The organism is Psychrobacter sp. PSP (genome assembly GCF_024085615.1).
GTDB lineage: Bacteria > Pseudomonadota > Gammaproteobacteria > Pseudomonadales > Moraxellaceae > Psychrobacter > Psychrobacter pacificensis.
On the sequence record NZ_JABLTF010000017.1, the window covers coordinates 66850 to 92785 of the forward strand.

Consider the following 25936-nt stretch of genomic DNA (forward strand, 5'->3'; position numbering starts at 1 on the left):
CCGCCACTTTAGCCAATAGACCGTTTTTTAATTTTTCAATAGAGAACCTTATGCCGCCTAACTTTCATGCCGACACCCCTCTTGCTCAGCGTATGCGCCCTGCTTCTCTCGCGGCTATTATTGGCCAAGAGCATCTTTTGGCCACTGGCGCACCTTTACAGCGTTTGGTCGAACAAGGGCATCTGCCCTCTATTATTTTGCACGGCGAAGCAGGTATCGGTAAGACGACCATCGCAATGCTATTGGCTGATGCGGTCAATCGACCTTTTCATGCGCTTTCTGCATTGAATACTGGGGTCAAGCAGTTGCGCGAGGTGCTCGATAGCAAAGACTCACTGGCATTTGAGTCACCAGTGGTCTTTATCGATGAGATTCATCGGTTTAATAAGGCGCAGCAAGATGCATTATTGGGCGCGGTAGAGTCTGGTGATATTACACTGATTGGCGCCACGACAGAGAATCCGTCGTTTAGTGTGAATAACGCGCTGTTGTCACGTTGCCAAGTGTATCGTTTAGAGCCATTAACGCCTGAGCAAATCAGTGCGGTATTACGGCGGGCACTCTCGGAAGACCATATACTCAAAAAGCTCACCATCGACTTGCAGGCACAAGACACCATCAGCCAACTGGCCCACGGCGATGCCAGAAAAGCACTAAACTTGTTAGAGCTGGCGATTCAAACAGCGGATGCCAAGCAATCACCGATTGTCATCGATGACGAACTGGTCAGCCGAGTGGCGCAGACGGCATTGGTACGTTATGACAAAGATGGCGAGCAACATTACGATATTATCTCAGCCATGATCAAATCAGTGCGTGGCTCAGATCCTGACGCGGCGCTGTACTGGATGGCGCGAATGCTGGTGGGCGGAGAGCCAGCTGAATTTATCGCGCGCAGATTGGTAATCTTAGCCAGTGAAGATATCGGCAATGCCAACCCAAACGCCCTACTCCTCGCTGATGCAGCCCTGCGCAGTGTGCAATCCATCGGTATGCCAGAAGCGCGTATTATCCTAGGGCAAGTGGTGGTCTATTTAGCCACCAGTGCAAAGAGTAACAGCACGTATAAAGCGATCAATGCAGCGATGGCGTTAGCAGAAAAAGACGCCTCGCCAGTACCACTACATCTACGTAATGGCGTGACCAAACTGATGCGCAATCAAGGCTATGGTCAAGGTTATGCTTACCCGCATGATTATCCCAATCACTACTACCCTCAAAGCTATTTGCCAGAAAACTTAGCAGGCACGAGCTTTTATGAGTTTGCCGATAACCAGCGAGAACAGCATAGCAAGCAGTTTATGGCGTGGCTAAAAAGCCAAGCGGCCAGTAACGACTGATCTATTGACCCACTGGATCAAAAGGTTTGAAAGTTAGTTGCATATACTATTGGTAAAACTGAACCCTGTTTTTAAAAGACTAAGCGTTATAGTTCAGCTTTGGGTCAGCACGCTGAGGCAAAAACCGTTAAAATACCTATCGTCATGATGAATAAGAATCATGAAACATTTTCATATTTGGTTGCTACGATGATCAAACGATTTGCTCAACGGCAACAGCACGTGTTACCAACTACTGCTACAATGAGCCGACAACCCTTTATATTACAAACCACACATATTTATTAATAATAAAATATTGAGATTTACTATGAGTTTAAATACGATTCCTGAGATTATCGAAGACATTCGTGCTGGAAAAATGGTCATCTTGATGGATGATGAAGACCGCGAAAACGAAGGCGATATCATCATGGCGGCGACCCATGTTCGTCCTGAAGACATTAACTTTATGATTACCCACGCGCGCGGCTTGGTGTGTCTGACGCTATCACAAGCGCGTTGCCAGCAATTGGCATTGCCGCTGATGTCAGATCGCAACGAGGCAAAATTTAGCACCAACTTTACAGTATCGATTGAGGCGGCTGAAGGCGTGACCACAGGTATCTCAGCGGCTGACCGTGCTCGCACTATTCAAGCCGCTGTATCTTCGGCAGCCAAACCAGAAGACATCGTGCAGCCTGGGCATATTTTCCCTATCATGGCACAAAACGGCGGCGTTCTACACCGTGCAGGCCACACAGAAGCAGGGTGCGACTTGGCTCGCCTAGCGGGACTGGAGCCTGCAGCGGTGATTGTAGAAATCATCAACGCTGATGGCACCATGGCACGTCGCGATGATCTTGAGATATTTGCCAAAGAGCATAACATCAAGATGGGCACCATTGCTGATCTCATCAACTACCGCATCGCCAATGAGCAAACGGTAGAGGAAATCGAAACTCGTCCTTTTGAAACAGAACATGGCACTTTTACCTTGCACCGTTTCCGCGAGTTCGGCGCTGAAGAAACTCATATCGCCTTGGTAAAAGGAGATGTGAGCGAAGGCGTGAGTACCGTACGTGTCCACGGTTTCCACCCGCTGCGTGATTTATTTGCCGCCAAAAATGATATGACTGGTCGTAGTGGCTGGAGCGTCCAATCAGCGCTAGAAGAGATTAGCGCCTCAGAGCGCGGTGTGTTGGTTTGGGTCGGCAATCATCAGCCGGTCGATCTAGGAGATGCATTAGATAAAGCCTTGGACAATGAGTCACAATCGACCATCACCCAGCAGCCTTATCGCAGTATCGGCGTTGGTGCACAGATATTACGTCATTTAGGCGTCCGTGATATGCGTCTACTGTCATCGCCCATGAAGTTTTATGCGTTATCAGGTTTTGATCTCAATGTGGTGGATTTTGTGCACGCCCCGCAAGAGAGCTAAAATCTACTTGGAAAATGGCCTGAGAAAAGTCATGAAAAAAGGCACGCTACGATAATGTTAGCGCGCCTTTTTTATTTTTGATGGTTATATAACACTATCCGAGATAGGTCATCAACGCAGCTAAAGCCTATTCTAATATTCAGGGGTATGACCAAATTTTGCCTCTAATGCCAGTAAGCGCGCACGTTCTTCTGCTGTCCACGGTAACTTACCTTTCCCATCACTATCGAGACGCACTACGACGGCATCAGCGGTCGCAACGATTTTGTTTTGTGCTGTACTATAGTAGCTATATTCCATCGCAATACTGGTATTGCCCAGACGCTGACAGCGAACGCCCAATAACAAAGTATCAGGATAGGTCACTGGGTGCAAATACTGGCAGCTCGACTGTGCTAAGACGGTGACCATACTGCCATCGAACATATCTAACGCATGTAAATAGCCAATGCGCGCTGACTCAGAATAACGATAATACACCACGTTATTTAAATGGTTAAAGGCATCCATCTCACCCCAATGAATCGGCTGATAATGAATCACTGGGTAATGCGCCAGTACTTCAGGTCGATCACTTGCTACCTCAGACATAAAATCTGGCTTTTCACTCATATTGGTCATAACTTACCTTGTGTCTCATGTTGTCTATATATAGCTGTTTCGAACCGTATCGATTAAGGTTGTGGCTTATCCAAAATCTGTGTGGTTAACAAGGGTGTTGGCTTAGGAGCATTGACAATCAGTTGGTCAAGCCAGGCAATGACCTCTGGTATATCATTTGGCGACTGCATGGTCTCTAGGTTGTTGTCCGTACCCTTTGGCTTTTTGTCGGATGGAGCAATGCCAATGGCGCCAACTTGCGCGGAGTTTTTGCCATTGCTAACCGATGATTTAGGTAGTAAGGTTTTTAGCTGTTTGCGCGCTTGGGTCAAATAATTGATCAGTTGATCCTGCTCGCGCATATTGCTCGCTTGGCTCGCCAAATTCAACGTCATGATGACTTCATGAATCGTCAGTTGTCTACGCGTTAATGTCATATCGTTACGCACTGACGTTTGAGCAGGCGGGTTCGCTACTGCACGCTTTTGGTCACCCTCAGTTGCAGCATCAACTAGCTCTCGGCGCTGGATATCAGTACCCTCGTAACTCCCAAGGCGCTCATGACTGTGCAAAAACTCTTGGATGTTTTGAATCGCAAGATTTTGTATTTGCCATGGGCTAGGTTGTGAGCTTTGCGCTTGTAATCGCTCGATGTCTTTAAGCAAACTTTGCTTGATTACGACGGTCAATGCAGGTGCAATCTCGTTGCTACTTTGTGCCAATTGCCAATGCAAACCTCGCAACAACTCGATCGCGGCACTATCATTGTTGTCTGCTAGCAATCTGTCAGCGGCTTTTATTTGAATACGTAGTAAATCCAGCTGGTTTTGCGCTTGGCTACTGGCTTTGATTCTAGGCTCTGGCAATGTCTGTTGACTCATGGCAAATAAACGATCGTCCATCTCATTTAGACGACTGACAACCTGCTCATTGCTCTGCAACCGCTCATTGACACTGTGCTGAAAACGCTGCTGACTAATATAGAGCCAGAGTAATGCCGCGATAAGCAGCAAAATGACCAACCACTGCATCCGCAGCAGCAAGATATTTGCTTGCCGACGCTGCTGTATAGCAGAAGGATCCTTAGATAAAGACTCAGAATTCATTGGCATAAGACAGTACCGTGATGGGTAGGTATAAACATATTTAAATCAAATAGAAATTATAAAATTAGGGCATGTCCCCAATTCAAACGTTTGTCACTAAATGGGCTAAAAATGGCTAAATCTTTGACGCTGTTTGCCTGTGATTTATCACCATTTTTAAAATAGGGACACGCCCTAAGTATCGGTAGTGATGGCTGAAAGAATGGTGTCTGGCGCCAAATCCTCTACACGCCAATAGCTCAGGTGCTGCGCTGCAACCATATTTGCTAAGCGCTCACCCAATACGACATAAGAAAAGTCCGCTAGCGTGAGTGGCAAATTATCTCTTGCATCAGTCATTATGTCATTACTACGTTTTGGTTCTGACATTTTTTCTCTTGCACCTTGGACGATGCTCGTCCAATGCTCAAAAGCAGCGCCACTACTCACGACGACGATAGGTTTTGCTTGCTTTGGTGTTGTATTTGTCGTTTGATTACATACAAAAAAATCTTTTTGCCACTGCTGATACTGAGTCATTGCCTCGGTAGGCATTGTACGCTTATACCACGCAATACTATCGATATGTACACCGCGTGCTTGTAAAGTATCGACCAATAATCGTCGCCCGCCCAGTCCGCGCCATATCAAAAGCTTATCACCCGCCTGTAAACGCTCTATCTCAGGCATTGCTAGCATACCTTCATTATTGGCAACTTCAGGCTGTCGTACTTGGTAGTTTGCCGCGTCTATATTGGCTTGAGTCAATGCCGTAGCGGTTGCTTGACCCACTGCAATGATTTGACTTGGGGCTACCAAAGCTTCAGAAGCTATGTTGGCTGCTTTATTGTCCGGTTGCGCATAACTACTATCGTCATGCTCACTGTACACAAGCGACTGCCAAACATTCAACCCAGAAGTGGCCGCCGTTGGGCTTATGATGACCAGAGCCTTATATTCACCTGCTAGCCACGCACGCATCAATGCTAGGTCATCGCCAGTCGTTGGGCGCGGCTGCAACGTCAACATCGGTATCTCAACCACCGTGAACCCTGCTGCTCGCAAATGATTCGTCAATGGCGCAGCGCGTGCTATCGGCCGCGTATTGATGACAATTTTTGGCACCGACCCATCAGTGGATTGATTTTTATGAGTAGACCTAGCTTTAGTTGACGTTGATGACATAGATGTACCACGACAAAAGGCTTGTAGAATGGACTGAATCATCGACCAAACAGTGGATATGTGGATCAATGACTCAGTATGACAAAGTGAATACGCTATTCAGCGTGATAAATCGCTGACAAGATAGCCCCTGCACCATCAGCAAGTAGTATATTGGCAACATCAATACCGAGCTGATTTGCCTGCGACTCTTGCTCGTCTTGTGTACCAACCAATGTCACTCGCTTTTCTGCTTTTAACAGCTTACTACCATCCGCTTTACCCACTCGACCACGTAACCACAATACATTACCGTTATCGTTGTTATCGTTGTTGCCGTTTTCACCATTGTCATCGTTATTCGCACTGGTTTCATCCGCCATCTGCAACACTGCGTAGGCTGCAATCGGGACTTGGCAGCCACCCTCCAAGTGACGGTTAAGCGCACGCTCAGCGATAAGGCGAATACGCGCTTTATCATCGTTCAATGGCGCTAGTAATTTCAACACCTCGTCATCACCTTCACGGCATTCAATGGCTAACGCACCTTGACCAACGGCAGGCAAGCAGGCATCAATATCTAGCTGCCCACGTATCCGCTCATCTAATTCAATACGCTGCAAGCCACTGGTCGCCAAGATAATGGCATCATACTCGCCTGCATCTAATTTTCCCAAACGCGTACCGACATTGCCGCGCAAGGTTTTGATCTGTAGATCTGGGCGGTAGGCTTTGATCTGACATTGACGGCGCAAACTTGAAGTCCCAACAACTGCACCTTGCGGCAATTCATCAATACTATTATAAGTATTTGAGACAAAAGCATCAGTTGGTGAAGCACGCTTGCAATAGACACCTAGTGTCAAGCCTTCAGGCAGCTGCATCGGTACGTCCTTTAGCGAATGTACCGCAATATCTGCTTGCTTGTTATACAATGCTTGCTCGAGCTCTTTGACAAATAAACCCTTACCGCCAATTTTGGCCAAAGGTGTGTCCAAAATCTTGTCACCCTTAGTGACAATTTTTAGTAACTCAACTGTCAACTCAGGATAGAGCGCCAGTAAGCGATCACGAATATGCTCCGCTTGCCATAGAGCCAAAGGACTCTGTCGCGTGGCGATGGTTAAGGTAGTCAAAGCAGGTTGCTGCAGATTGCTCATAAAGGGCCTCAATAAATTCGGTACTATAATCTAAATGCTACAATGTCAGTGCTAAGTTGGTGCTAAGCGATTAGGAAAACTTGCCACAAAAAATGATCGACTCACATCAGAGATAGTAAATGCTGGCGCAAAAAAATACCCCTATTTAAGCATAAATAAGGGTTTGATGATATGGGATGATTATGTCGCTCTGAAAACATCCTATTACATGCTTTGGATTTTGTCACGTAAGGCTGGCAGATGACGACGACTCACGGCTAACGTCTCATCGATTCCTTTAAAACGTATCTGATATTGTCCAGCGTCTAGGGTTTCTAAAAAGTCTAAAAAATTCAGATTGATAATAGCGTTGCGATGCACACGGAACAAACGATCATCAAACTCTCGCTCTCGCTCTTTTAGGGTCTCATCAATCAATACCATACCATCTTTGTGACGTACTTTGACGTATTTTTGATCTGCCGCAAAATAATAGATATCTTTGAGCTTAATCAATTCGACCCCGCGATGGGTACGAGCAGCAATATGCTCGCGTATCGGACGCGCCGCTGGATTTGCAAGCTTGCGAATTTCGTTCAATTGCGCCGCGTTTAGGTTTTTTGCTTTGTTCAGTGCTTCTAATAGCTCGTCTTTGTTTGCCGGTTTCAACAGATAACCAATTGCATTGGCTTTTAGTGCCGCTATCGCATAATGATCGTAAGCGGTGACAAATATAATGGCTGGTGGATGATCAAGTTTGTCCAGCTCTTGGGCACAGCGCACCCCATCCATCTCAGGCATACGAATGTCTAATAATATAATGTCAGGCTGCTGAGTTTTTACGGCGACAATCGCTTCTGCCCCTGTGGTAGCTTGAGCAACCACCTCATGACCTGACTCCTGTACGATTCTGACCAAACGCTCACGCGCTAAAGGCTCATCATCACAAACTACAATACGCATGTAAACTCCCACCCCAAACTCTACTGAATATGTTTCGATGGTATGACGAATGTACTGGCCAGTTCAATATGGTGAAATTTTCTGCATCATATTTTTGATAGTAACCACTCATTGTCAATAATTGCCAGATAAAAATCGCAATAACCATATAGATATAAAAGACATAGATATAAAAGACATAGATATAAAAGACGATGCAATAAATATGCCACAACATCTTATAATAAGAATATAGTGTCTGAGAACATCATAAAAAATGGTAAAAGAGGAAAGATTATAAACTGACGTCTTGTAAGGGATAGTCAATAATGGTAGTAATGTGGTTACCAGTCACTGTGCTTTGGATATCAGCACTTTGACCAAAGTACGCACGTAATCGATCCGCTTGAATATAAAAATCCATATGCTGACGCAAATCATGGTTAATGATTAAGGTCTTTGTAGGAAGTTCCACGTCGATCTGAATAGCTACTCTGTGCTGCTCCCAAGTGACTTTAATATTAAAATGGATGGTTTCAGTGGTCATCTCAACCACATTGAGTAGCATTTTCTCCAGTACGCTTTGTAAGGTTAACGCCGTAATCACCATATCATACATAATATCTTCATCAGGCAAATCCCAATGGACCTCGAGTTTGTCTGCCAAACGGCTAGACTCGATCGCTAGATAATGCTCACACAGCGCAACTTCTTCTTCAAAGCTAATCTCACGTTCGCCGCTAAAACTGGCACGATATAAGACCGAAACGTTTTGTAATAAAGCAGAGGCTTTTGACGGATTGGACTCAATGAGTGAGACCAGTGTGTTGATGGTATTAAAGAAAAAGTGCGGCGCGGTGCGGGCTTTTATTAAGTCATTCTGTGCAGTCAACTTGTATTCAAACGATAGCTTGAGCGCATTAAGCTCACGGTAGCTACGCAAAAAGTACAGCAAAAATACAATGGTAAAACCGCCCGTCAGTACGGTATTGAAAAACAGATTGGTCATAAAAGCTTGGCGATCATATTCCATCAAACCCATATTAATCAAAACCAAAACGACTAAAGCCATAGAAACCGTAGCGGCAAACATCATCAGCATGACGATACGCACACTCACACTCGGAATACTGGCATTTTTGAAGACAGGGCGCAGATAATCTACCAAATATAATGCAGGTATAACGGTCAAACCGTTTTGTATGGTTCGCGCAACAAGCTTGATGATAAAGTCCGACCAACTGGACAGACCATGACGCTCAATCACTGTGAGAAACAGTGACCAAAAAGCAATATATGTCAGCCACTGCCAAGGCCTCATGATCTCCATGAGTTTTGGAATAAAAAACTCTAAGCGCGTAGCTAGTAAGGCAACCTCATCATTTGCTATACTTGAGTTCTTACTCTCTTGACTTGTCTTGTACCAATATGAACGCCAATTCTTCAAACCTTAGTAATCCTGAATCAAGTAAAAATTCATCTGCTTCTGATTCTAGCACGAATGTCTCAGTAACAAACAAAGATGCACAAAACAGCCCTACCAGCACTCAGGGCCAGCAGATGTGGGGTGGACGCTTCAGTGAAGCGACGGACAGCTTCGTGGCTGCCTTTACCGCCTCTGTCGGCTTCGACCAACGCTTTGCTCGTCACGATATTCAAGGATCGATTGCCCATGCAACGATGCTCAAAGAATGCGATATCTTGACTGCTGATGAAGTGGCCACCATTATCGACGGTCTTCAACAAGTATTACGCGAGATCGAAGCAGGTGAGTTTAGCTGGTCAATCGCCCTCGAAGACGTGCACATGAATGTCGAATCACGCCTCACTGATATTATAGGCGCTGTTGGCAAAAAACTACACACGGGTCGTAGCCGTAACGATCAGGTCGCGACCGACATTCGTTTGTGGTTACGTGAAGAGATCGATAATATTATCGAGCTGCTCATACGCTTACAAAGTGGCTTGCTTGACCTGGCTGACCAACATACCGATACCATTATGCCTGGTTTTACGCATTTACAAACCGCCCAGCCTGTCAGCTTTGGTCACCATGTGATGGCCTGGTTTGAGATGTTGTATCGCGATACCGAACGTTTGATTGACGCCCGCCGCCGTATCAATCAGATGCCCCTTGGTAGTGCCGCACTCGCTGGCACGACGTTCCCGATTGATCGTACTATCACCGCTGAGCTATTGGGTTTTGAAGGTATTTGTCAAAATTCGCTCGATGCGGTCTCAGATCGTGATTTTGCGATTGAGTTCACCTCCGCCGCCTCGATTCTGATGATGCACATGTCACGTATGAGTGAAGAGATTATTCTGTGGATGTCAGCGCAGTTTAACTTTGTGCAGATACCCGATCGTTTCTGTACTGGCTCATCGATCATGCCACAAAAGAAAAACCCTGACGTGCCTGAGCTGGTACGCGGTAAGGCGGCACGTGTCTTTGGTCAGCTAATGACATTACTCAGCCTGATGAAAAGCCAGCCACTCGCCTACAACAAAGACAATCAAGAAGACAAAGAGCCTTTGTTTGACTGTGTCGATACACTGACAGGCTCACTACTTGCCTTTGCTGATATGCTGCCCAACATCGTCCCAAACAAAGAAAGTATGCGTGCTGCGACAATGAAAGGCTATGCCACTGCCACTGACCTAGCAGATTATCTGGTACGTCAAGGCGTTGCATTCCGTGATGCGCATGAAGTCGTGGGTAATGCGGTCGCACTCGGCATCAAAGAAGGCGTTGATCTCAGTGACTTATCCTTGGCACAACTACAGCAATTCAGCGATGCCATCGGTGAGGATGTCTTTGACTATCTCACGCTAGAGGGCTCACTAGCAGCTCGTGACCATCTGGGCGGTACTGCGCCAAACCAAGTCAAGCAAGCAGTGGTCAGTGGCCGCGCTCGTTTAAAAGCCTTTGCCTAATCAGACCCTTTTCAGCCAGAGCTAACTTATCGCTATATATCTGACACCCGCTATTGATGCGGGTGTTTTTTATTTATAGTCAATCCCCTATAAAAGAGCTACAGCGTTAACCTCACTTGAAGTATCACAGTTACATCTGCGCTCGGTTGTCTTATATCTCTTTTAAACTGAATTAACTATAACTTACTATCAGCTACCCGCCCTTTTTTCGCGCTTTCTTTGTCTATCTGATATGAAACGATAAATCAGAATAAAGGCAAGACGTGCTGATAACACCTTATAGATTTGTGTCTGTTTAATAACAGACACGAGATACCCTTTGCTAAATTGACCAAGAGCGTTATCATAGGCTCATATGATTATTTAATTTGCCTGCTAGGGCATATCATCATTTAGATAGCGAGGCTTAAAATAAGATAAATGGTAGTCAAACAAGGAAAAAACTGCAGAGAATATCGGTATATTCACAAAGTTTTTGACGATGTTTGACAAGATGTAGCCATTTTAAGACCGCTAAATGATTTAATGGGCTAATTGATGGCATGGCCTAATATGATAAATAAGGAACACCTGATGACTGAGACTTTTAATCCCCAAGACAATACCGTGTTTTGCCGCAAATACAAGCAAGAACTACCAAAAATGCCGCATCCGCCCTTCCCTAACAAAAAAGGCCAAGAGCTACAAGACACAGTCTCTGACAAGGCATGGAAAGAGTGGCTAGAACATCAAACCATGCTTATCAATGAGAATCATTTGAGCATGATGGATCCTGAAGCTAAAAAATTCTTGACCGAGCAACGTGATAAGTTCTTGGATAATGAAGACTATGAGCGCGCTCAAGGCTGGACGCCAGAAAGCTAGGCTGAGACCACTGCATTACGCCCATAAAAAACGCGCTATAGTAAGCGCGTTTTTTACGTAAGAAGACTATTTTGCCTGCGTTATTAGTCGTCATTACTTTCTAAAGCTTCGTAGTCGTCGACTGACATCGTGCTCACTTGACGAGCAGCCAGACGATCATTGGCTTCTTGCACTGCTTTTTCGACCATGGCATAGTCTGAATGGCGTACATCTTGACCACTGATATAGTTGATGACCAGCTCCGCCACGTTTTGCGCATGATCGCCGATACGTTCAAGCGAGCGCAAAATCCACATGATATTGATAACCTTTGAGACTTGTCTTGAGTCTTCCATGATATAGGTCATCAACGCGCGAATGGCAGATTGATATTCGTTATTGACCACACTGTCATTGCGCATGACCTCAAACGCCTGCTCAGCATTTGATTGACTAAAGGCTTCTAGTGCGTTGTTAAGCATCAGTCTTACCTGATTGCTCAAATGCTGCACTTCAGCATAGCCGTAAGACGATTTGCCTTGTGCGGCAATTCTGCTGGCCATTTTCGCGATTTTTACCGCCTCATCGCCAATACGTTCCAAATCTACCACGCCTTTACTGATCGACATAACCAGACGCAAATCTCCTGCGGCAGGTTGACGCTTGGCAACCAACAATAAAATATGTTCATCGAGCTCAACCTCCATGCGGTTGATATCAAAGTCCATCTCGATGACCTCTTGCGCCAGTGTCTCGTCTCTATCAATAAGTGCATGAATCGCTTTGGCCACTTGGTTGGCAGCACTATCACCCATGTATAAGAACAAACGGATGGCTTCATCAAGATCTTGGTCAAAACTTTTGGAGATATGCTTATCACTTTGCATAAGAGGTATTCCCTGAAATCTATATTTTAGTAGCGCGATATGCTGATTGAGTGAAACGACCCAACTTCAGTATTAGCTCTTCAGTACTAATTAATCGGCCCTAGCCATAGCGACCAGTAATATAATCTTCTGTCGCAGTTTGGGTAGGTTTGGTAAAGATCTGATCGGTCTCACCCATCTCGATCATATCGCCTAGATACATATAGACGGTATAGTCTGATACCCGCGCCGCTTGCTGCATGTTGTGGGTAACAATGGCGATGGTATAGTCATTTTTGAGATCTTCTATCAGATCTTCGATAGCGCCCGTCGAGATAGGGTCAAGCGCAGAGGTTGGTTCATCGAGCAGCAATATTTCAGGCTTGGTTGCGACACTACGGGCAATACACAGACGCTGCTGCTGACCACCTGATAGCGACAGGCCGGATGCTTTTAGCTTATCTTTCACTTCTGGCCATAGCGCCGATTTTTTTAGTGCCCACTCCACGCGATTATCTAGCTCGTCTTTGCTGAGCTTCTCATAGAGTTTGACACCAAAGGCAACATTGTCATAGATCGACATGGGAAACGGGGTTGGCTTTTGAAATACCATACCGACCTGCGCGCGTAGCAAGTTGACATCGATGTCTTTGCCCAAAATATTGCGCCCATCAAGGTTGATAGCGCCCTCTGCACGCATTCCTGGATACAGATCATACATGCGGTTAAAGGTACGTAGCAGCGTCGATTTGCCGCAACCTGACGGACCAATGAACGCCGTTACTTTCTTTTCTGCGATATCGATATTGATGTTTTTTAATGCCTGAAAATCATCGTAGTAAAAGTTAAGATCGCGGACTTCCATTTTTGCTTTGGGCATGTTTTTGGGCATATCATGAATACTTTGCTTGGTGAAGTCAGCAGTATTGGGTTGCTGCGATTGCGCACTATGAGACGTGGTTCTATTTAACAAGCTGTCTGTTGTACTGTTAAAGCGATCAGCCGTTGTTTCTGTGCGGGCTTTGCTTACGACATCATTCATAATATTATCCAACCTAGCTTAGTGTATTTCGTATAAATATAAGTAAATACTTGGTATCTTTGCAGCGATATCTGTCTTTATTTGACCTGACCGCGATTGCCAATAAATCTTGCCAAAATATTCAATACCAAGACCGACGCTGTGATCAGCAGCGCGGCTGACCATGCCAGTGTGTGCCAATTATCATAAGGACTCATCGCAAACTGATAGATGGTATTGGGTAAGTTGGCAATTGGCTGACCCATATCGGTACTGAAATACTGATTATTGAGGGCGGTAAATAGTAATGGCGCCGTCTCACCAGTGATACGAGCAAAAGCCAAAAGTACCCCTGTCGTCAGTCCCGCTTTGGCAGCCTTGATAGTCACTTGCGTCACCATTTTCCACTTGGGCGTGCCAAGTGCATAAGCCGCTTCGCGCAAGCTATTGGGTACCAGATTCAGCATATTCTCTGTGGTACGTACGACGACTGGAATGACAATCAATGCCAATGCCAATGCGCCTGCCCAACCAGAGAAACTTTGACCTTTGACCATTAAAGCATATATAAACAGACCAATGACAATGGATGGTGCCGATAATAAAATATCGTTCAAAAAGCGCGTCACTTGGCCAAGCATACTGCCTCTAGAAAACTCAGACAAATAAATACCAGTCATAAGCCCGATGGGTGCGCCGATGAACAACCCTGAAAACGCCAGCATGGCAGAACCCACGATCGCATTGCGCAAACCACCTGGACTCATCGGCGGTGGCGTGTCAGCGGTAAAAATTGGCAGCTGCACCATGCCTTGGAAGCCTTCAATAAACAGCGTCACCAAGATCCATGATAACCAAAATAAGCCAAACACCATGGCTGACATGGCAAACCCCAAACCCAGCTTATTCATCCAGCGACGTTTGTTGTACAGACTCTTGTTGTAACGCCCCACGCTGCTTGGCTTGGTGGTCATGGGCGCATTCATCGCATTGTTAGCAGCCATACTATTTATTTCCCATATCTTTTATCAATATCAATCGAGATCCAATAACCATGCTTAGGCTTATCGGTTACCTGCTTTGTGATCCATGCGCATGAGCATCAGTTTGGCCAACGACAGCACGATGAAGGTGATAATAAACAAGATTAAGCCCAGATGTAGTAAAGATGCTAGATGCAGCTCACTTGACGCTTCGGCAAACTCATTGGCCAATGCTGAGGTGATGGTCACACCAGAAGTAAATAGACTTGGGCTGATATTGAACGCATTACCGATCAAGAAAGTCACTGCCATGGTCTCACCGAGCGCACGACCCAGTCCCAAAATCACGCCGCCAACGACACCCGCTTTGGTATAAGGCAAGATAATCTTGAACATCACTTCCCACGTCGTCGCACCCATACCGTAGGCCGACTCTTTGAGTAGATCTGGCACCACAGAGAAAACATCACGCATGGTGGCAGCGATAAAAGGGATAATCATGATGGCAAGTACCAAGGACGCGGTAAACATCCCTAGTCCCATGGGTGCGCCTGTAAACAGCTTACCGATGATAGGTAGCGGGCCCACATGCTCAATAAACCATGGCTGAATATGCTCACCAAAGAAAGGCGCAAAGACAAACAAGCCCCACATCCCATAAATGATAGAAGGAATACCTGCCAACAGCTCAATGGCAATGCCAAGCGGTTTTTTGAGGAACTTTGGACACATTTCGGTCAAAAATATCGCAATACCAAAACTGACTGGTACAGCGATAACAATCGCGATAAATGACGTCACCAAGGTGCCATAAATAGGCGCGAGTGCCCCGTACTCATTGGAAACCGTATCCCAATTATTACTGCTATAAAACCCCAGACCAAACTCTTGGATACTCGGCCACGCCCCAACAATCAGAGACACCAAAATGCCCCCTAACGATAGGAGGACGAGTATGGCAAACGCTTTGGTAGAATTGACAAATAAAGCGTCGTAACGTTTTTGTTTAGCCAGTTGGGACCTTAAGTCTGTCATAAGTGTCTCAGCATTGAATGGGTGAATTCAAAAAATCAGGGTGTTCATTTCGTTTTATGACAGCAAACGCAACTTGACTAATGATTATCGTGAAATATAGCGATTAGTGTTTTGGTCAAATTTGCTGTGATAAAACCTCTCAAACCACTACCGGAGAATAGTGGCTTAAGAGGAAATCAAAAAGTCATTAAGCAGCTTGTACAGATCGTTTATTGCGCTGGCTTATAAACAGGCTGTCCATCGCTACCTTTGACCTCATTCCATTTCTCTTTGAATAGAGCCACTGCTGTATCAGAGAATGGGACATAGTCTAGCGCCATGGCATCATCATCACCTTGGGTATACGCCCAGTCAAAGAAGTTCAACACGCCAGCGACTTGCTGAGGATTCTCTGGTTGCTTGTGTACTAAGATGAAAGTAGCAGCAGCGATTGGCCATGCTTGATCCGTCTCAGAGTTGGTGATGACTTTATAAAAGCCTTCTTGTTGTGACCAATCGATGTCACCAGCGGCGGCAAAGGTTTCAGCAGATGGCTGCACGATATTGCCCGCGGCATTTTTAAGCGCGGCATGTGACATGTTGTTTTGCTTGGCGTAGGCATACTCCACATAGCCGATAGAGTTTTTCATGCGGTTGACGTAGCTTGAGACGCCCTCATTACCTTTACCACCTGCACCAGTCGCAGAGGTTGGCCACTTGACCGTTTTATCAACCCCAACGCTGTCTTTCCAATCTGGTGATACCTTGGCGAGATAATCGGTAAAGTTAAACGTCGTACCTGAACCATCTGAGCGGAATACTGTGGTGATGGCGGCATCTGGCAAAGTCAAATCTGGGTTCAAGGCTTTGATCGCAGGATCATTCCAGTTATTGATTTTACCCAGATAGATATTGGCTAAGGTTTCACCATCTAGCTTCAACTGACCTGGCTCAACGCCATCGATGTTAACGATTGGCACAACGCCACCAATCACGGTTGGGAACTGGATAAGACCAGACTCTTCAAGCTCTTCAGGTGTTAATGGCGCATCAGAAGCACCAAAATCGACGGTTTTTGATTGGATTTGTTTGATACCACCAGATGAGCCAATAGATTGATAGTTGACTTGGCCACCTGTGGCAGCGTTATAGTCAGAAGACCATTTGGCATAGATCGGCTGCGGGAATGATGCGCCTGCACCTGTGATATTCATGGCAATGTTTTCAGCAGATTTGAAACCCGTGTCAGCAGAAGGCGTTGCCTGAGTCTGCGTGGTGGTTTCAGCCGTGGTAGCGGCGCTACTGGTCGTATCAGCAGCTGGTTCTGCCGTTTCTGTTGACTTATTACACGCCGTAAGCATTAATGTACAACTAACGGCCACTGCTAATAACGAATAACGCATGTAGGACTCCTGAAATTTAACAACGATATAAAAAAGCATTGTTTGTGACATGAGCGTTATCTTGCCAAATCTTTATGACAGTTTAATGACAACCTCTCAAATCCTGCATTCGCTTTACACAATATTTAGCAATCGCCTCTAAGTATCAGTAATATCAAGGAATTTTAATTACTATCAATAACTCCTGTTCTTTGTATCCATGCTAAATAGCAAAATAAGCGCCTGATATTTTCATCCAAATTCCATTAGCCGTTAACGCAGAATTTTGTTAGTATGAAGAAGATTTACAACACTGACAGACTCGGGGTGCGATGTAGCATTGGCCTACTTTATTAAACGTTTATAGTTAAACATTGATAAAAGTAGCCACCTATCTACATTCGCTGAGAGATCACCCGCCGAACCTGATGCGGTTAGTACCGACGCAGGGAAGTCTTAAGCACGTTGTTATTGATGACAACGGACGCGTAAAAATACTTTTTTATCATCGCTATTGTCTAACGATGCACGCCGCATACGTAGATAACGAGAGAAGATAGAAAGCGGCGTCCACTATTTGATGACCATTAACCGCGACAATTTCTTTGCTCGCTGTTAGGTGTTGATAATATAAATTTGTCTGAATGACGAGTGTTTGCCCCGCAGCTACTGGCGGTGTTGCTTTTATTCAAAAACCAACACGCTAGGACAGCATATGACTATTTCAAACAGCAGCTCTTTTGACAATGCCTCTTTAGACAGTGCCTCAGCGCCATCACAAGTCCAAACGCACAACCCAGCCGATAACATACCTCTCGTATCAGACACCAAAGCCGATAAAAAAGCCGACGCGCTAAAGACACCTGCCCACCGCGCCGCCAGTGATGCACGCTTTGAAGAAGACGCGCGCGACTTACACCGTATCCTACCCGCCTCGCGCAAAGTCTATATCGAAGGCTCACGGCCTGATATTCAAGTACCGATGCGTGAAATCAGCTTAACGGATACGCCAGTTGGCGGTACGGGTGATAAGGATGGCGAGCACAATCCGCCTTTTTATGTGTACGATACTTCAGGCGTGTACACTGACCCCAATGTCGAGATTGATCTGACCCGCGGTCTACCCAAACTGCGTGAAAACTGGATCGCCGAGCGCGGTGATACCGAGCAACTAAGCGGTCTGTCTAGCTCATACGGGCAAGCACGTGCTCGTGATATCAGCACTGCCAACCTCAGGTTTGCTCATATTGACAAACCGCGCCGTGCCAAAGCAGGGAAAAACGTCACTCAGATGTACTACGCGCGTCGCGGCATCATTACCCCTGAGATGGAATATATTGCGATACGTGAGACGCAAAAGCAGCATGAACTGACTGACATGCGTCAACATGAGGGTGAGAGCTTCGGTGCCAATATGCCCAAAATTATCACCCCTGAGTTTGTCCGTGATGAAGTAGCCGCTGGACGTGCAATTATCCCCAACAACATCAACCACCCTGAATCTGAGCCAATGATTATCGGGCGCAACTTTTTGGTAAAAATCAATGCCAATATCGGCAACTCAGCGCTCGGCTCATCGATTGATGAAGAAGTCTCCAAAATGACATGGGCCACGCGTTGGGGCGCGGATACCATCATGGATTTATCGACGGGCAATCACATTCATGAAACTCGTGAATGGCTAATCCGCAACTCTCCTGTGCCGATTGGTACCGTACCGATTTATCAAGCCTTAGAAAAAGTCGATGGCGTCGCTGAAGATCTGACGTGGGAGATATTCCGTGATACCTTGATTGAGCAAGCCGAGCAAGGTGTGGATTACTTTACCATTCACGCAGGCGTCCTGCTCCGCTATGTACCGCTCACCGCAAAGCGTTTGACAGGTATCGTCTCACGCGGCGGCTCTATCATGGCGCAGTGGTGTCTGGCGCATCACAAAGAGAGCTTTTTATACACGCATTTTGAAGATATCTGCGAGATTATGAAGCAATACGATGTGGCGTTCAGTCTAGGTGATGGCCTACGCCCCGGCTGCTTGCAAGATGCCAATGATGAGGCGCAGTTTGGCGAACTACGTACGCTTGGTGAATTGACCAAAGTGGCATGGGAGCACGACGTACAGGTGATGATTGAAGGCCCTGGACACGTGGCGATGAACCGTATCAAAGAAAACATGGACTTGCAGCTTGATCTGTGTGCGGACGCGCCTTTCTATACCTTGGGCCCATTAACGACTGACATCGCCCCGGGTTATGACCATATCACCAGTGCGATTGGTGCGGCGATGATTGGCTGGTTTGGTACCGCGATGCTATGCTATGTCACACCAAAAGAGCACTTAGGGCTACCAAACAAAAAAGACGTCAAAGACGGCATTATTACCTATAAAATCGCTGCACACGCCGCCGACCTTGCCAAAGGTCACCCTGGTGCACAGGCGCGTGATAATGCGCTATCCAAAGCGCGCTTTGAATTCCGCTGGGATGATCAGTTCAATCTGGCGCTCGACCCTGATACCGCGCGCGAATATCACGATGAGACCTTGCCAAAAGATGCGCATAAATCGGCACACTTTTGCTCTATGTGTGGTCCGAAGTTTTGCTCCATGAAAATTACGCAAAACGTGCGTGAGTATGCAGCAGGACTGGACAAAGATGCCGCCAATAAAAAGGTAACGCCGCAATCAGGCGACTTAAGCGATGATGATCATTTGATCAAAAAAGTCGATACAGAACTGGTCGGACAAGTAGGCGAAGCCAGTGCTGAAGAAGTCCGTCAAGGCATGGCTGAGATGATGGAAAAATACAACAAGGAAGGACGCCAGTTATACAAAGAGGTATAAGCTTTTTACTATAATAAAAAAGCCCAAACCTGACTATCAGGTTTGGGCTTTTTTAGTTTATGTATTTAGTAATATCAAACCTTCGACGCCTGATAAATCTCCTCAATCGACGTATTGATGGTATCGGCAAACTCTTCATCGCTTTGCTGCTTACTCAACCCTTCGGTAAAGGCGCGCGAGAAGCTGGCAATCATACCGGGGTTTTGTTTGAGCTTCGCGCACGCATCAGTGCGGCTATAACCACCAGATAGCGCCACGACTTTGAGCACTTTTGGATGGTCGACCAGTTCCTGATAAAATCCTGCTTCTTCGGGCAATGTCAGCTTGAGCATTACTTGCTGTTCGTCATTTAAGCGTTCCAGATTACGCAAAATATTGGCTTTTAATAGCACTTCGCAATCATGCTTTTGGGCACTATCAATATTGACCTCTGGTTCAACGATTGGCATCAAGCCTTTTGAGATGATTTGCTTGGCCACATCAAATTGCTGCTGTACAACGAGCTCAATACCATCGACATTTGGCTCATAAATGACTGAGCGCATCTTGGTACCAAATACTGGATAGTTCTTGGCTTTATCTAGCAACAGATCTAGATTAGGCATCGGCTTCATGACTTGGACGCCGCTCATCTGCTCCGCCAAACCTTTATCTACCTTCAAGAATGGAACGATTTGCTTGTCTTCCCACAAATAGTTGGCGGTCGACTTACCATTGACGTCACGCTCCATGGTATCTTCAAATAAGATCGCACCAAGCACACGCTCATTGTCAAAACAGTCGCACGTCATGATACGGGCACGCATCTCATGCACCAAATCAAACATGGCCTCATCATTCTCATACTCATCGCCGCTGATGCCGTAATTCTCTAAAGCCTTTGGTGTGCTGCCACCACTTTGGTCGAGCGCAGCGATAAACCCTGAACCGTCTTTTATGCGCTGCAACTGATTGTCGTATTCCATTGAAAGTACATCCTATTTTTATTGAGTGAAATTAAACATTATAAATCAAGCTTTCTATCACCTATATAAGGTCTGCTATTTGTAGATGACCTTATCATAGGATGATAAGTATGCCTATATAGAAAACGTGACAACTTTGCTAAAAATTCTACTTTATCCTTCCTTGGACAACTTATCTCACGCCAAAAATAAGACGCCCACACAGCATACTGCAAGTAGCAACCCCACCAAATTGATGCGATTGAGTCGTTCTTTAAACGCGCCCACTCCGATCAATGTGGCGACTGCGATGACACCCACGTTCATCCCCGTAAACACAATACTGGATGAATCGGAGAGCACTTGATGGGCTCTGACATAAGCATAAATATTACCCATGTTGAGCGCGCCAAGTAGCAATCCAGCGACAAGGGCGTCTGCCTGCCAGCGCACCCGAGTGACGAGCAGATAGACGAGTAATAATAAACCTGCGACTCCAAAGCTCACAAACAGTGTCAACGGAAAAGCAGTACCCTGCTTGGCAACCTGCTTAAACAAGATATCGATGATGCCGTAACCCGCCCATACACCGAATAACCACAGCGGTGTGTATTTTGTTTGCTTAGGGGTATCTGTCTGCTGTGGTCGATAAACCAGTGCTCCTAGTGCCAAAAAGCCAAGTGCCAATCCCAGCACACGCGTACCTGTCAGCACCTCACCAAATAGCAAAAAAGCGGCAATGATCGGAATAATCAATGATAAGCGCTGGGAGGCATCCGTTGCCACCATACCCACCGCCTCAATAGCACGTCCAAGGATAATAAACACGGCCGGTAGCAAGATCCCAAGCGCGATGATGATGCCCCAAGCACTGTCTAGCGCATGTATGGCGCCGACATCGGGCTTTAATAAAAGCCAAGTCAGTAAAAAAGCGACGGGATAACCTGCGACAATGGTCTGACGAATATCCATTTTCTTTTGGCGTAGTATTTTTAAAAGCACTGAAACAGCGACGCTACACAGCACCGCAATGGTTAGATACATCATTAAGGCCTACCTTTTGAACCCTAGTACTGGGTATTTATTATCCATACACTGGTGGCGCAGCATCAAGTAAGCCGCTTTGTATTCAACTGATTTCATTAAAAAATATGATTACAACGCTCATCATTCGATCAACTAAGCCAGTTGCGGTCTAGAAGGTAGCAAAATATATTTTTGACAGCAATCTATTTATCCGTATTTCCACGCGCGTTATTGGCAATAACGTATCAACCAAAAGCACTATGCATGGATCAATTACAATTTACTGCACGCCTGATTGCCAAGTTTTGATAAAATACCCTGCTATTTTATTAACATAAGTAACGACTCAAAACCGCTCTGTTTTGACGTATTATTGCCGCCTATGAACGCTCTCTTTCGTTTTTTTGAATCCCGTCTTCCTGCCTTCCCAGAAACGCCCATGCCATTGCCTCGTAAGGGGTTGTTGAAGTTTTTGTGGGCCTGTACTCATGGTTTGCGTGGCTGGCTGTTCTTATTTATGATCCTCTCCGCAGGTGTTGGGGTCTATGAGGCCATGTTGTTTGCATGGATTGGTAACTTGGTGGATTGGCTGGGTGCTTATACCCCGCAGACACTGTGGGCAGAAAAAAGCGACATGCTACTGCTGATGTTTGCTGTGTTAATCCTCAGCCCATTTTGGATTGCCTTATCGTCATTGGTACATTTTCAAGTGATCCAAGGCGTGTTTCCGATGCAGATGCGCTGGCGTTTTCACCGCCGAATGCTTGGGCAGTCGATGCAGTTTTATCAAGATGAGTTTTCAGGACGTGTCTCAGCAAAGGTGATGCAAACGGCATTGGCCGTGCGTGATACAGTGATGACCATCACCGATATGATGATGTATGTGGTGGTGTATTTTGTCACTACTGGGGTGATTTTGTTTAATCTAGACAGCTTGCTGCTCATTCCATTTGCGGTTTGGTTTGTACTGTTTGGGCTTTCCATGTGGTACTTTATTCCGCGCCTCAAACGTACGGCCATTGTCCAAGCGGATGCCCGTGCGTTGATGACAGGACGCATCACCGATGCTTATGCCAATATCATGACCGTCAAGCTGTTTAGCCACTCGCAGCGCGAATTGGGTTATGCCAAATACGCGATGAATCAGTTTTTGGGTACGGTACACGCACAGATGCGCTGGGTCAGCTATCTTGAGGTCGTCAACCATGCCATCAGTGTGACTTTGATTGGCTCGACTGCAGCTATCGGTGTATATTTGTGGCAACAAGGTGATGTTGGTGTTGGTGCGATTGCCGCAGCGACTGCTATGGCACTGCGCTTAAACGGTTTGACCCACTGGATTATGTGGCAGACCACCAGTTTGTTTGAGAGTATTGGTACGGTACAAGATGGTATGCGTACTCTATCAGCCCCGCAAAAAATCGTCGATAAACCTAATGCGCAAACACTAACGGTCACTGATGGTCGTATTGTCTTTGATCATATTGATTTTGGTTACGAAGAGGATATGATCGCTGCCGATGATGAAGGCGCGCGCGTCGATGAGGCGCACAATGCAGGTACCGCACTGGCGAGCAACCGTGTGAAGCTGCTAGATGACTTTTATTTGGACATCAAACCAGGTGAAAAAATCGGTCTGGTCGGACGCTCTGGGGCAGGCAAATCAACCTTGGTGAATTTACTACTACGCTTCTTTGATGTCGATAGTGGCAAAATCTTTATTGATGGACAGGCAATTGATGAGGTCACTCAAGAGTCACTGCGCCAGCAAATTGGTATGGTGACCCAAGATACCTCATTATTGCATCGTACCATCCGTGAAAACATTGCTTATGGTCGTCCAGATGCCACCGATGCTGAAATTATTGAAGCCACTAAGCAAGCCCAAGCATGGGACTTTATCAAAGACTTAAGCGATGACAAAGGCAACACCGCCCTTGATACCCAGGTCGGTGAGCGCGGCGTCAAACTCTCAGGTGGTCAGCGCCAGCGTATCGCCATCTCCCGCGTAATGCTGAAAAACGCACCAATTTTGCTGCTTGATGAAGCCACGAGTGCCCTTGACTCTGAAATCGAATTTGCTATTACTGAAAGCTTAAACGACATGATGACTGGCAAAACCGTGATTGCCATTGCCCACCGTTTATCAACCATTGCGGCACTGGATCGACTAGTAGTGATGGACAAAGGGCGTATTATTGAACAAGGCAGTCACGAGGCGCTGCTCGCACGCGATGGCGTCTATGCTAAATTATGGCAACGTCAAAGCGGTGGTTTCTTAGGTGAAGACAACTAAGACCCATCAAAATAAATCACAAGGAAGTGTTTATTTTATGGAAGCATTTACAAACAGCATCAATCTTGATGGTAAAAAAGCACGTTACTATCATCTTAGCCAGCTCAATCAGTCAGTTCAAACAGATAACCATCGCCGCACACCCGCGCATTTTTATGGTGGTAATAGTTTCACCGTTGGTACCTATACGCCATTGCTAAATGAGCTGGCAACTGAGTTTGATATCAGCTCACTTGCCCTGCGTGGCTATTGGTATGACAAACCGCACAGCCGTCGTCTAACGCGTGAGCAAGATGCTGACCTGCTTATTGAGTTTTTAGAAAAAACACAAGATAAGCCTGTCGTCGGTATCGGACATTCACAAGGCGCAACCGCCACAGCCATGGCAGCAGCCAAACGTCCAGAGCTGTTTTCGCAGCTATATCTGATAGAGCCTGTCACATTCACCAAAAACCAAGCTATTTTGTATAATCTGTTACCGCGCTCTATCCTGCTGAGTCGTGAGCCTTTCAAAAGCACAGTAAATCGGCAATCTACGTGGCCGAGTGTCGATGCTTATTATGACAACTTGCGTGCGCAGCGTGCTTATAGACGCATCAGTGATGAACACTTGCAGATATTTGCCGAACAGAGCTTGAGCAAAAATCCAAATGGAAGTTACAGCTTGATGTTTGCTCCAGAGCAAGAGCTGGCCAACTATTTTAGCGCACCTCATATCGATGCCGCGCTCAAAAAACTACGCTGCCCCTATACGCTGATTACCGGTAAGCCTACTTTATTCATCAATGATAAGGTACGACAACAATGGCAAAAATTTGTGCCTGATAGCAGCATCATCTCATTGCTAGACTATGGTCACCTACTGCCAATGGAAGCGCCCAAACTGTGTGCTCAGATCATTCAAGAGCACTATCAACGCAGCAAATAATGAGAGATAACTATTGATCTATGACTGACCTTTTTGCCCCAACACCTACAGATAATTTATTGCCCTATGATGGTAATGTAAACGATCTAGGCATAGTCATAAACGATGCCAATGTCCTCTATAATACGTTGCTAAATGGGTTGCCTTGGCAATCGGATATAGTGACGTTATTTGGTAAAACTCATGTGACGACTCGCCAAATTGTCTGGATGGGAGACACGGATGCAGATTACCAGTATTCAGGGCATACGCGACAGACAATACCATGGTCAGATATAGTGTTCCACGTGAAACAATATGTAGAAAAAGCGTTGGCAGACATCGGTATTGCAGCACATTTCAACACCTGCTTGCTCAACTATTATCCAACTGGCACTGATGGCATGGGCTATCATGCCGATGATGAAAAAGAGCTCGGTCATCAACCAATCATTGCATCTCTCTCCCTTGGTGCCACCCGCAAATTTGTCTTTAAGCACAAAAAAACTCAAGAAAAAGTCGCGCTTTATCTTGAGTCTGGACAATTAATTGTCATGCATGGGGACACACAGCGCTTTTGGAAGCATACAATCACGAAAACAAAAACAGTCGATACTGGACGGATTAGCCTGACATTTCGTCAAATGCTTGCAAACTAAAATTGCCATGGTCAGGTTGAGTAAACGATTACCTATGCAATGCGATCTAAAAAACGTTCACGGTAGCATTGATACGCCGCTTCACAGACATTGGCCGTATAGTTGGCATTGACGCCACCTGCCACTACTGCACCCACCGCAGGAATGATTTGCGCGGCTTTCGTTTTGACCATATTGGTGGCCACTTTGGTTGCTGTCTGACGCAGTACCCGCGACATGACCTCTTCATTAATCTGATTAAATGTCTGCGTTTCTGGATCTTTAATCATCGCACGGGTATCATCCAGTGCTGCTTTGCGCGCTTCAGCAGAGGCAGAAGTAGCCACCGCCAACAAAGACATGGCAAACAACTGCTCGCCTTTATCATTCATGTCAAAGCCATAGTAAGTCGCATACTCTCCGATAGCGCGTAGATTGGTAGTGATAAGACCCACCACATCGGCTGGAATACCTACCCAGCCAACCACCCCTGTCGTCACGCCTTGCACACTGGTGAGCGCGACATATTTACTTTTGAGCAGCTTGA

The 25936-nt window shown here is 46.0% G+C and carries 22 protein-coding genes and 1 riboswitch; of the genes, 8 read left to right on the plus strand and 14 right to left on the minus strand.

Annotated elements, in window-relative coordinates; all coding sequences use genetic code 11:
- The first annotated feature begins 50 nt into the window (after positions 1–50).
- Together HL061_RS07900 and ribBA are read left to right on the plus strand one after the other, a co-directional pair.
- Positions 51–1340 carry a replication-associated recombination protein A gene (locus HL061_RS07900; RefSeq protein ID WP_071002576.1) on the plus strand — a complete coding sequence of 430 codons (1290 nt, stop codon included), beginning with the start codon at positions 51–53 and terminating at the stop codon, positions 1338–1340.
- A 310-nt stretch (positions 1341–1650) separates the two neighbouring features.
- Entirely contained in the window at positions 1651–2763 is a 1113-nt protein-coding gene (ribBA, locus tag HL061_RS07905) for a bifunctional 3,4-dihydroxy-2-butanone-4-phosphate synthase/GTP cyclohydrolase II (RefSeq protein ID WP_071002577.1), read from the plus strand.
- A 132-nt stretch (positions 2764–2895) separates the two neighbouring features.
- Here ribBA and HL061_RS07910 read toward each other — a convergent pair whose 3' ends face one another.
- The 6 genes from HL061_RS07910 to HL061_RS07935 form a co-directional block, all read right to left on the minus strand.
- On the minus strand, positions 2896–3375 hold the full coding sequence (locus tag HL061_RS07910) for a thioesterase family protein (RefSeq protein ID WP_156771010.1): 480 nt from the start codon (positions 3373–3375) through the stop codon (positions 2896–2898).
- A gap of 62 nt (positions 3376–3437) precedes the next feature.
- Positions 3438–4475 carry a hypothetical protein gene (locus tag HL061_RS07915; protein WP_186475291.1) on the minus strand — a complete coding sequence of 346 codons (1038 nt, stop codon included), beginning with the start codon at positions 4473–4475 and terminating at the stop codon, positions 3438–3440.
- Between the two features lie 168 nt (positions 4476–4643).
- Positions 4644–5633, minus strand: coding sequence for a uroporphyrinogen-III synthase (locus tag HL061_RS07920; protein ID WP_252962701.1), 990 nt, complete (start codon positions 5631–5633; stop codon positions 4644–4646).
- Between the two features lie 95 nt (positions 5634–5728).
- Positions 5729–6772 carry a hydroxymethylbilane synthase gene (gene hemC, locus HL061_RS07925; RefSeq protein ID WP_071002580.1) on the minus strand — a complete coding sequence of 348 codons (1044 nt, stop codon included), beginning with the start codon at positions 6770–6772 and terminating at the stop codon, positions 5729–5731.
- A gap of 204 nt (positions 6773–6976) precedes the next feature.
- Positions 6977–7714: a LytTR family DNA-binding domain-containing protein gene (locus tag HL061_RS07930; protein ID WP_252962702.1), complete on the minus strand. Its 738-nt coding sequence runs from the start codon at positions 7712–7714 to the stop codon at positions 6977–6979.
- Positions 7715–7988: 274 nt separating this feature from the next.
- Complete coding sequence (locus tag HL061_RS07935; protein WP_252962703.1) at positions 7989–9140, minus strand: sensor histidine kinase; 1152 nt, start codon at positions 9138–9140, stop codon at positions 7989–7991.
- A 113-nt stretch (positions 9141–9253) separates the two neighbouring features.
- On the opposite strand from HL061_RS07935, the gene argH reads away from it, so the two are divergent.
- Positions 9254–10627 (plus strand): argininosuccinate lyase, encoded by a 1374-nt coding sequence (gene argH, locus HL061_RS07940; RefSeq protein ID WP_252962711.1) that lies wholly within the window; start codon positions 9254–9256, stop codon positions 10625–10627.
- Positions 10628–11200: 573 nt separating this feature from the next.
- On the plus strand, positions 11201–11491 hold the full coding sequence (locus HL061_RS07945) for an oxidative damage protection protein (RefSeq protein WP_071002583.1): 291 nt from the start codon (positions 11201–11203) through the stop codon (positions 11489–11491).
- 83 nt (positions 11492–11574) lie between these two features.
- On the opposite strand, the gene phoU is transcribed toward HL061_RS07945, so the two are convergent.
- The 5 genes from phoU to pstS form a co-directional block, all read right to left on the minus strand.
- Entirely contained in the window at positions 11575–12357 is a 783-nt protein-coding gene (gene phoU / locus HL061_RS07950) for a phosphate signaling complex protein PhoU (protein ID WP_058023580.1), read from the minus strand.
- Positions 12358–12457: 100 nt separating this feature from the next.
- Positions 12458–13228: a phosphate ABC transporter ATP-binding protein PstB gene (gene pstB, locus HL061_RS07955; protein WP_227517206.1), complete on the minus strand. Its 771-nt coding sequence runs from the start codon at positions 13226–13228 to the stop codon at positions 12458–12460.
- Between the two features lie 227 nt (positions 13229–13455).
- Positions 13456–14331 (minus strand): phosphate ABC transporter permease PstA, encoded by an 876-nt coding sequence (pstA, locus tag HL061_RS07960; RefSeq protein WP_071003721.1) that lies wholly within the window; start codon positions 14329–14331, stop codon positions 13456–13458.
- A 90-nt stretch (positions 14332–14421) separates the two neighbouring features.
- The gene (gene pstC / locus HL061_RS07965; RefSeq protein WP_071002585.1) at positions 14422–15375 is read right to left on the minus strand and encodes a phosphate ABC transporter permease subunit PstC; all 954 of its coding nucleotides are present in this window, start codon (positions 15373–15375) and stop codon (positions 14422–14424) included.
- A 209-nt stretch (positions 15376–15584) separates the two neighbouring features.
- Positions 15585–16757: a phosphate ABC transporter substrate-binding protein PstS gene (gene pstS / locus HL061_RS07970; RefSeq protein ID WP_071002586.1), complete on the minus strand. Its 1173-nt coding sequence runs from the start codon at positions 16755–16757 to the stop codon at positions 15585–15587.
- Positions 16758–17049: 292 nt separating this feature from the next.
- A riboswitch (TPP riboswitch) is annotated at positions 17050–17205 on the plus strand.
- 246 nt (positions 17206–17451) lie between these two features.
- On the opposite strand from pstS, the gene thiC reads away from it, so the two are divergent.
- The gene (thiC, locus tag HL061_RS07975) at positions 17452–19578 is read left to right on the plus strand and encodes a phosphomethylpyrimidine synthase ThiC (RefSeq protein WP_227517128.1); all 2127 of its coding nucleotides are present in this window, start codon (positions 17452–17454) and stop codon (positions 19576–19578) included.
- A gap of 74 nt (positions 19579–19652) precedes the next feature.
- Here thiC and HL061_RS07980 read toward each other — a convergent pair whose 3' ends face one another.
- Both HL061_RS07980 and HL061_RS07985 read right to left on the minus strand, forming a co-directional pair.
- Positions 19653–20543 carry a fructose bisphosphate aldolase gene (locus tag HL061_RS07980; RefSeq protein ID WP_058023584.1) on the minus strand — a complete coding sequence of 297 codons (891 nt, stop codon included), beginning with the start codon at positions 20541–20543 and terminating at the stop codon, positions 19653–19655.
- A gap of 177 nt (positions 20544–20720) precedes the next feature.
- A complete protein-coding gene (locus tag HL061_RS07985) occupies positions 20721–21569 on the minus strand; it encodes a hypothetical protein (protein WP_071002587.1) in 849 nt (282 codons plus the stop codon).
- A gap of 361 nt (positions 21570–21930) precedes the next feature.
- Between HL061_RS07985 and HL061_RS07990 the strand changes: the two genes are divergently transcribed.
- Genes HL061_RS07990 through HL061_RS08000 form a run of 3 tightly spaced genes read left to right on the plus strand, consistent with a single transcriptional unit; the run spans position 21931 to position 25410 of the window.
- A complete protein-coding gene (locus HL061_RS07990) occupies positions 21931–23844 on the plus strand; it encodes an ABC transporter ATP-binding protein (RefSeq protein ID WP_071002588.1) in 1914 nt (637 codons plus the stop codon).
- A 37-nt stretch (positions 23845–23881) separates the two neighbouring features.
- A complete protein-coding gene (locus HL061_RS07995) occupies positions 23882–24772 on the plus strand; it encodes an alpha/beta hydrolase (RefSeq protein ID WP_071002589.1) in 891 nt (296 codons plus the stop codon).
- A gap of 20 nt (positions 24773–24792) precedes the next feature.
- On the plus strand, positions 24793–25410 hold the full coding sequence (locus HL061_RS08000; protein ID WP_252962704.1) for an alpha-ketoglutarate-dependent dioxygenase AlkB: 618 nt from the start codon (positions 24793–24795) through the stop codon (positions 25408–25410).
- A 32-nt stretch (positions 25411–25442) separates the two neighbouring features.
- On the opposite strand, the gene HL061_RS08005 is transcribed toward HL061_RS08000, so the two are convergent.
- Positions 25443–25931 carry an EcsC family protein gene (locus tag HL061_RS08005; RefSeq protein WP_083328900.1) on the minus strand — a complete coding sequence of 163 codons (489 nt, stop codon included), beginning with the start codon at positions 25929–25931 and terminating at the stop codon, positions 25443–25445.
- Between the last annotated feature and the right edge of the window lie 5 nt (positions 25932–25936).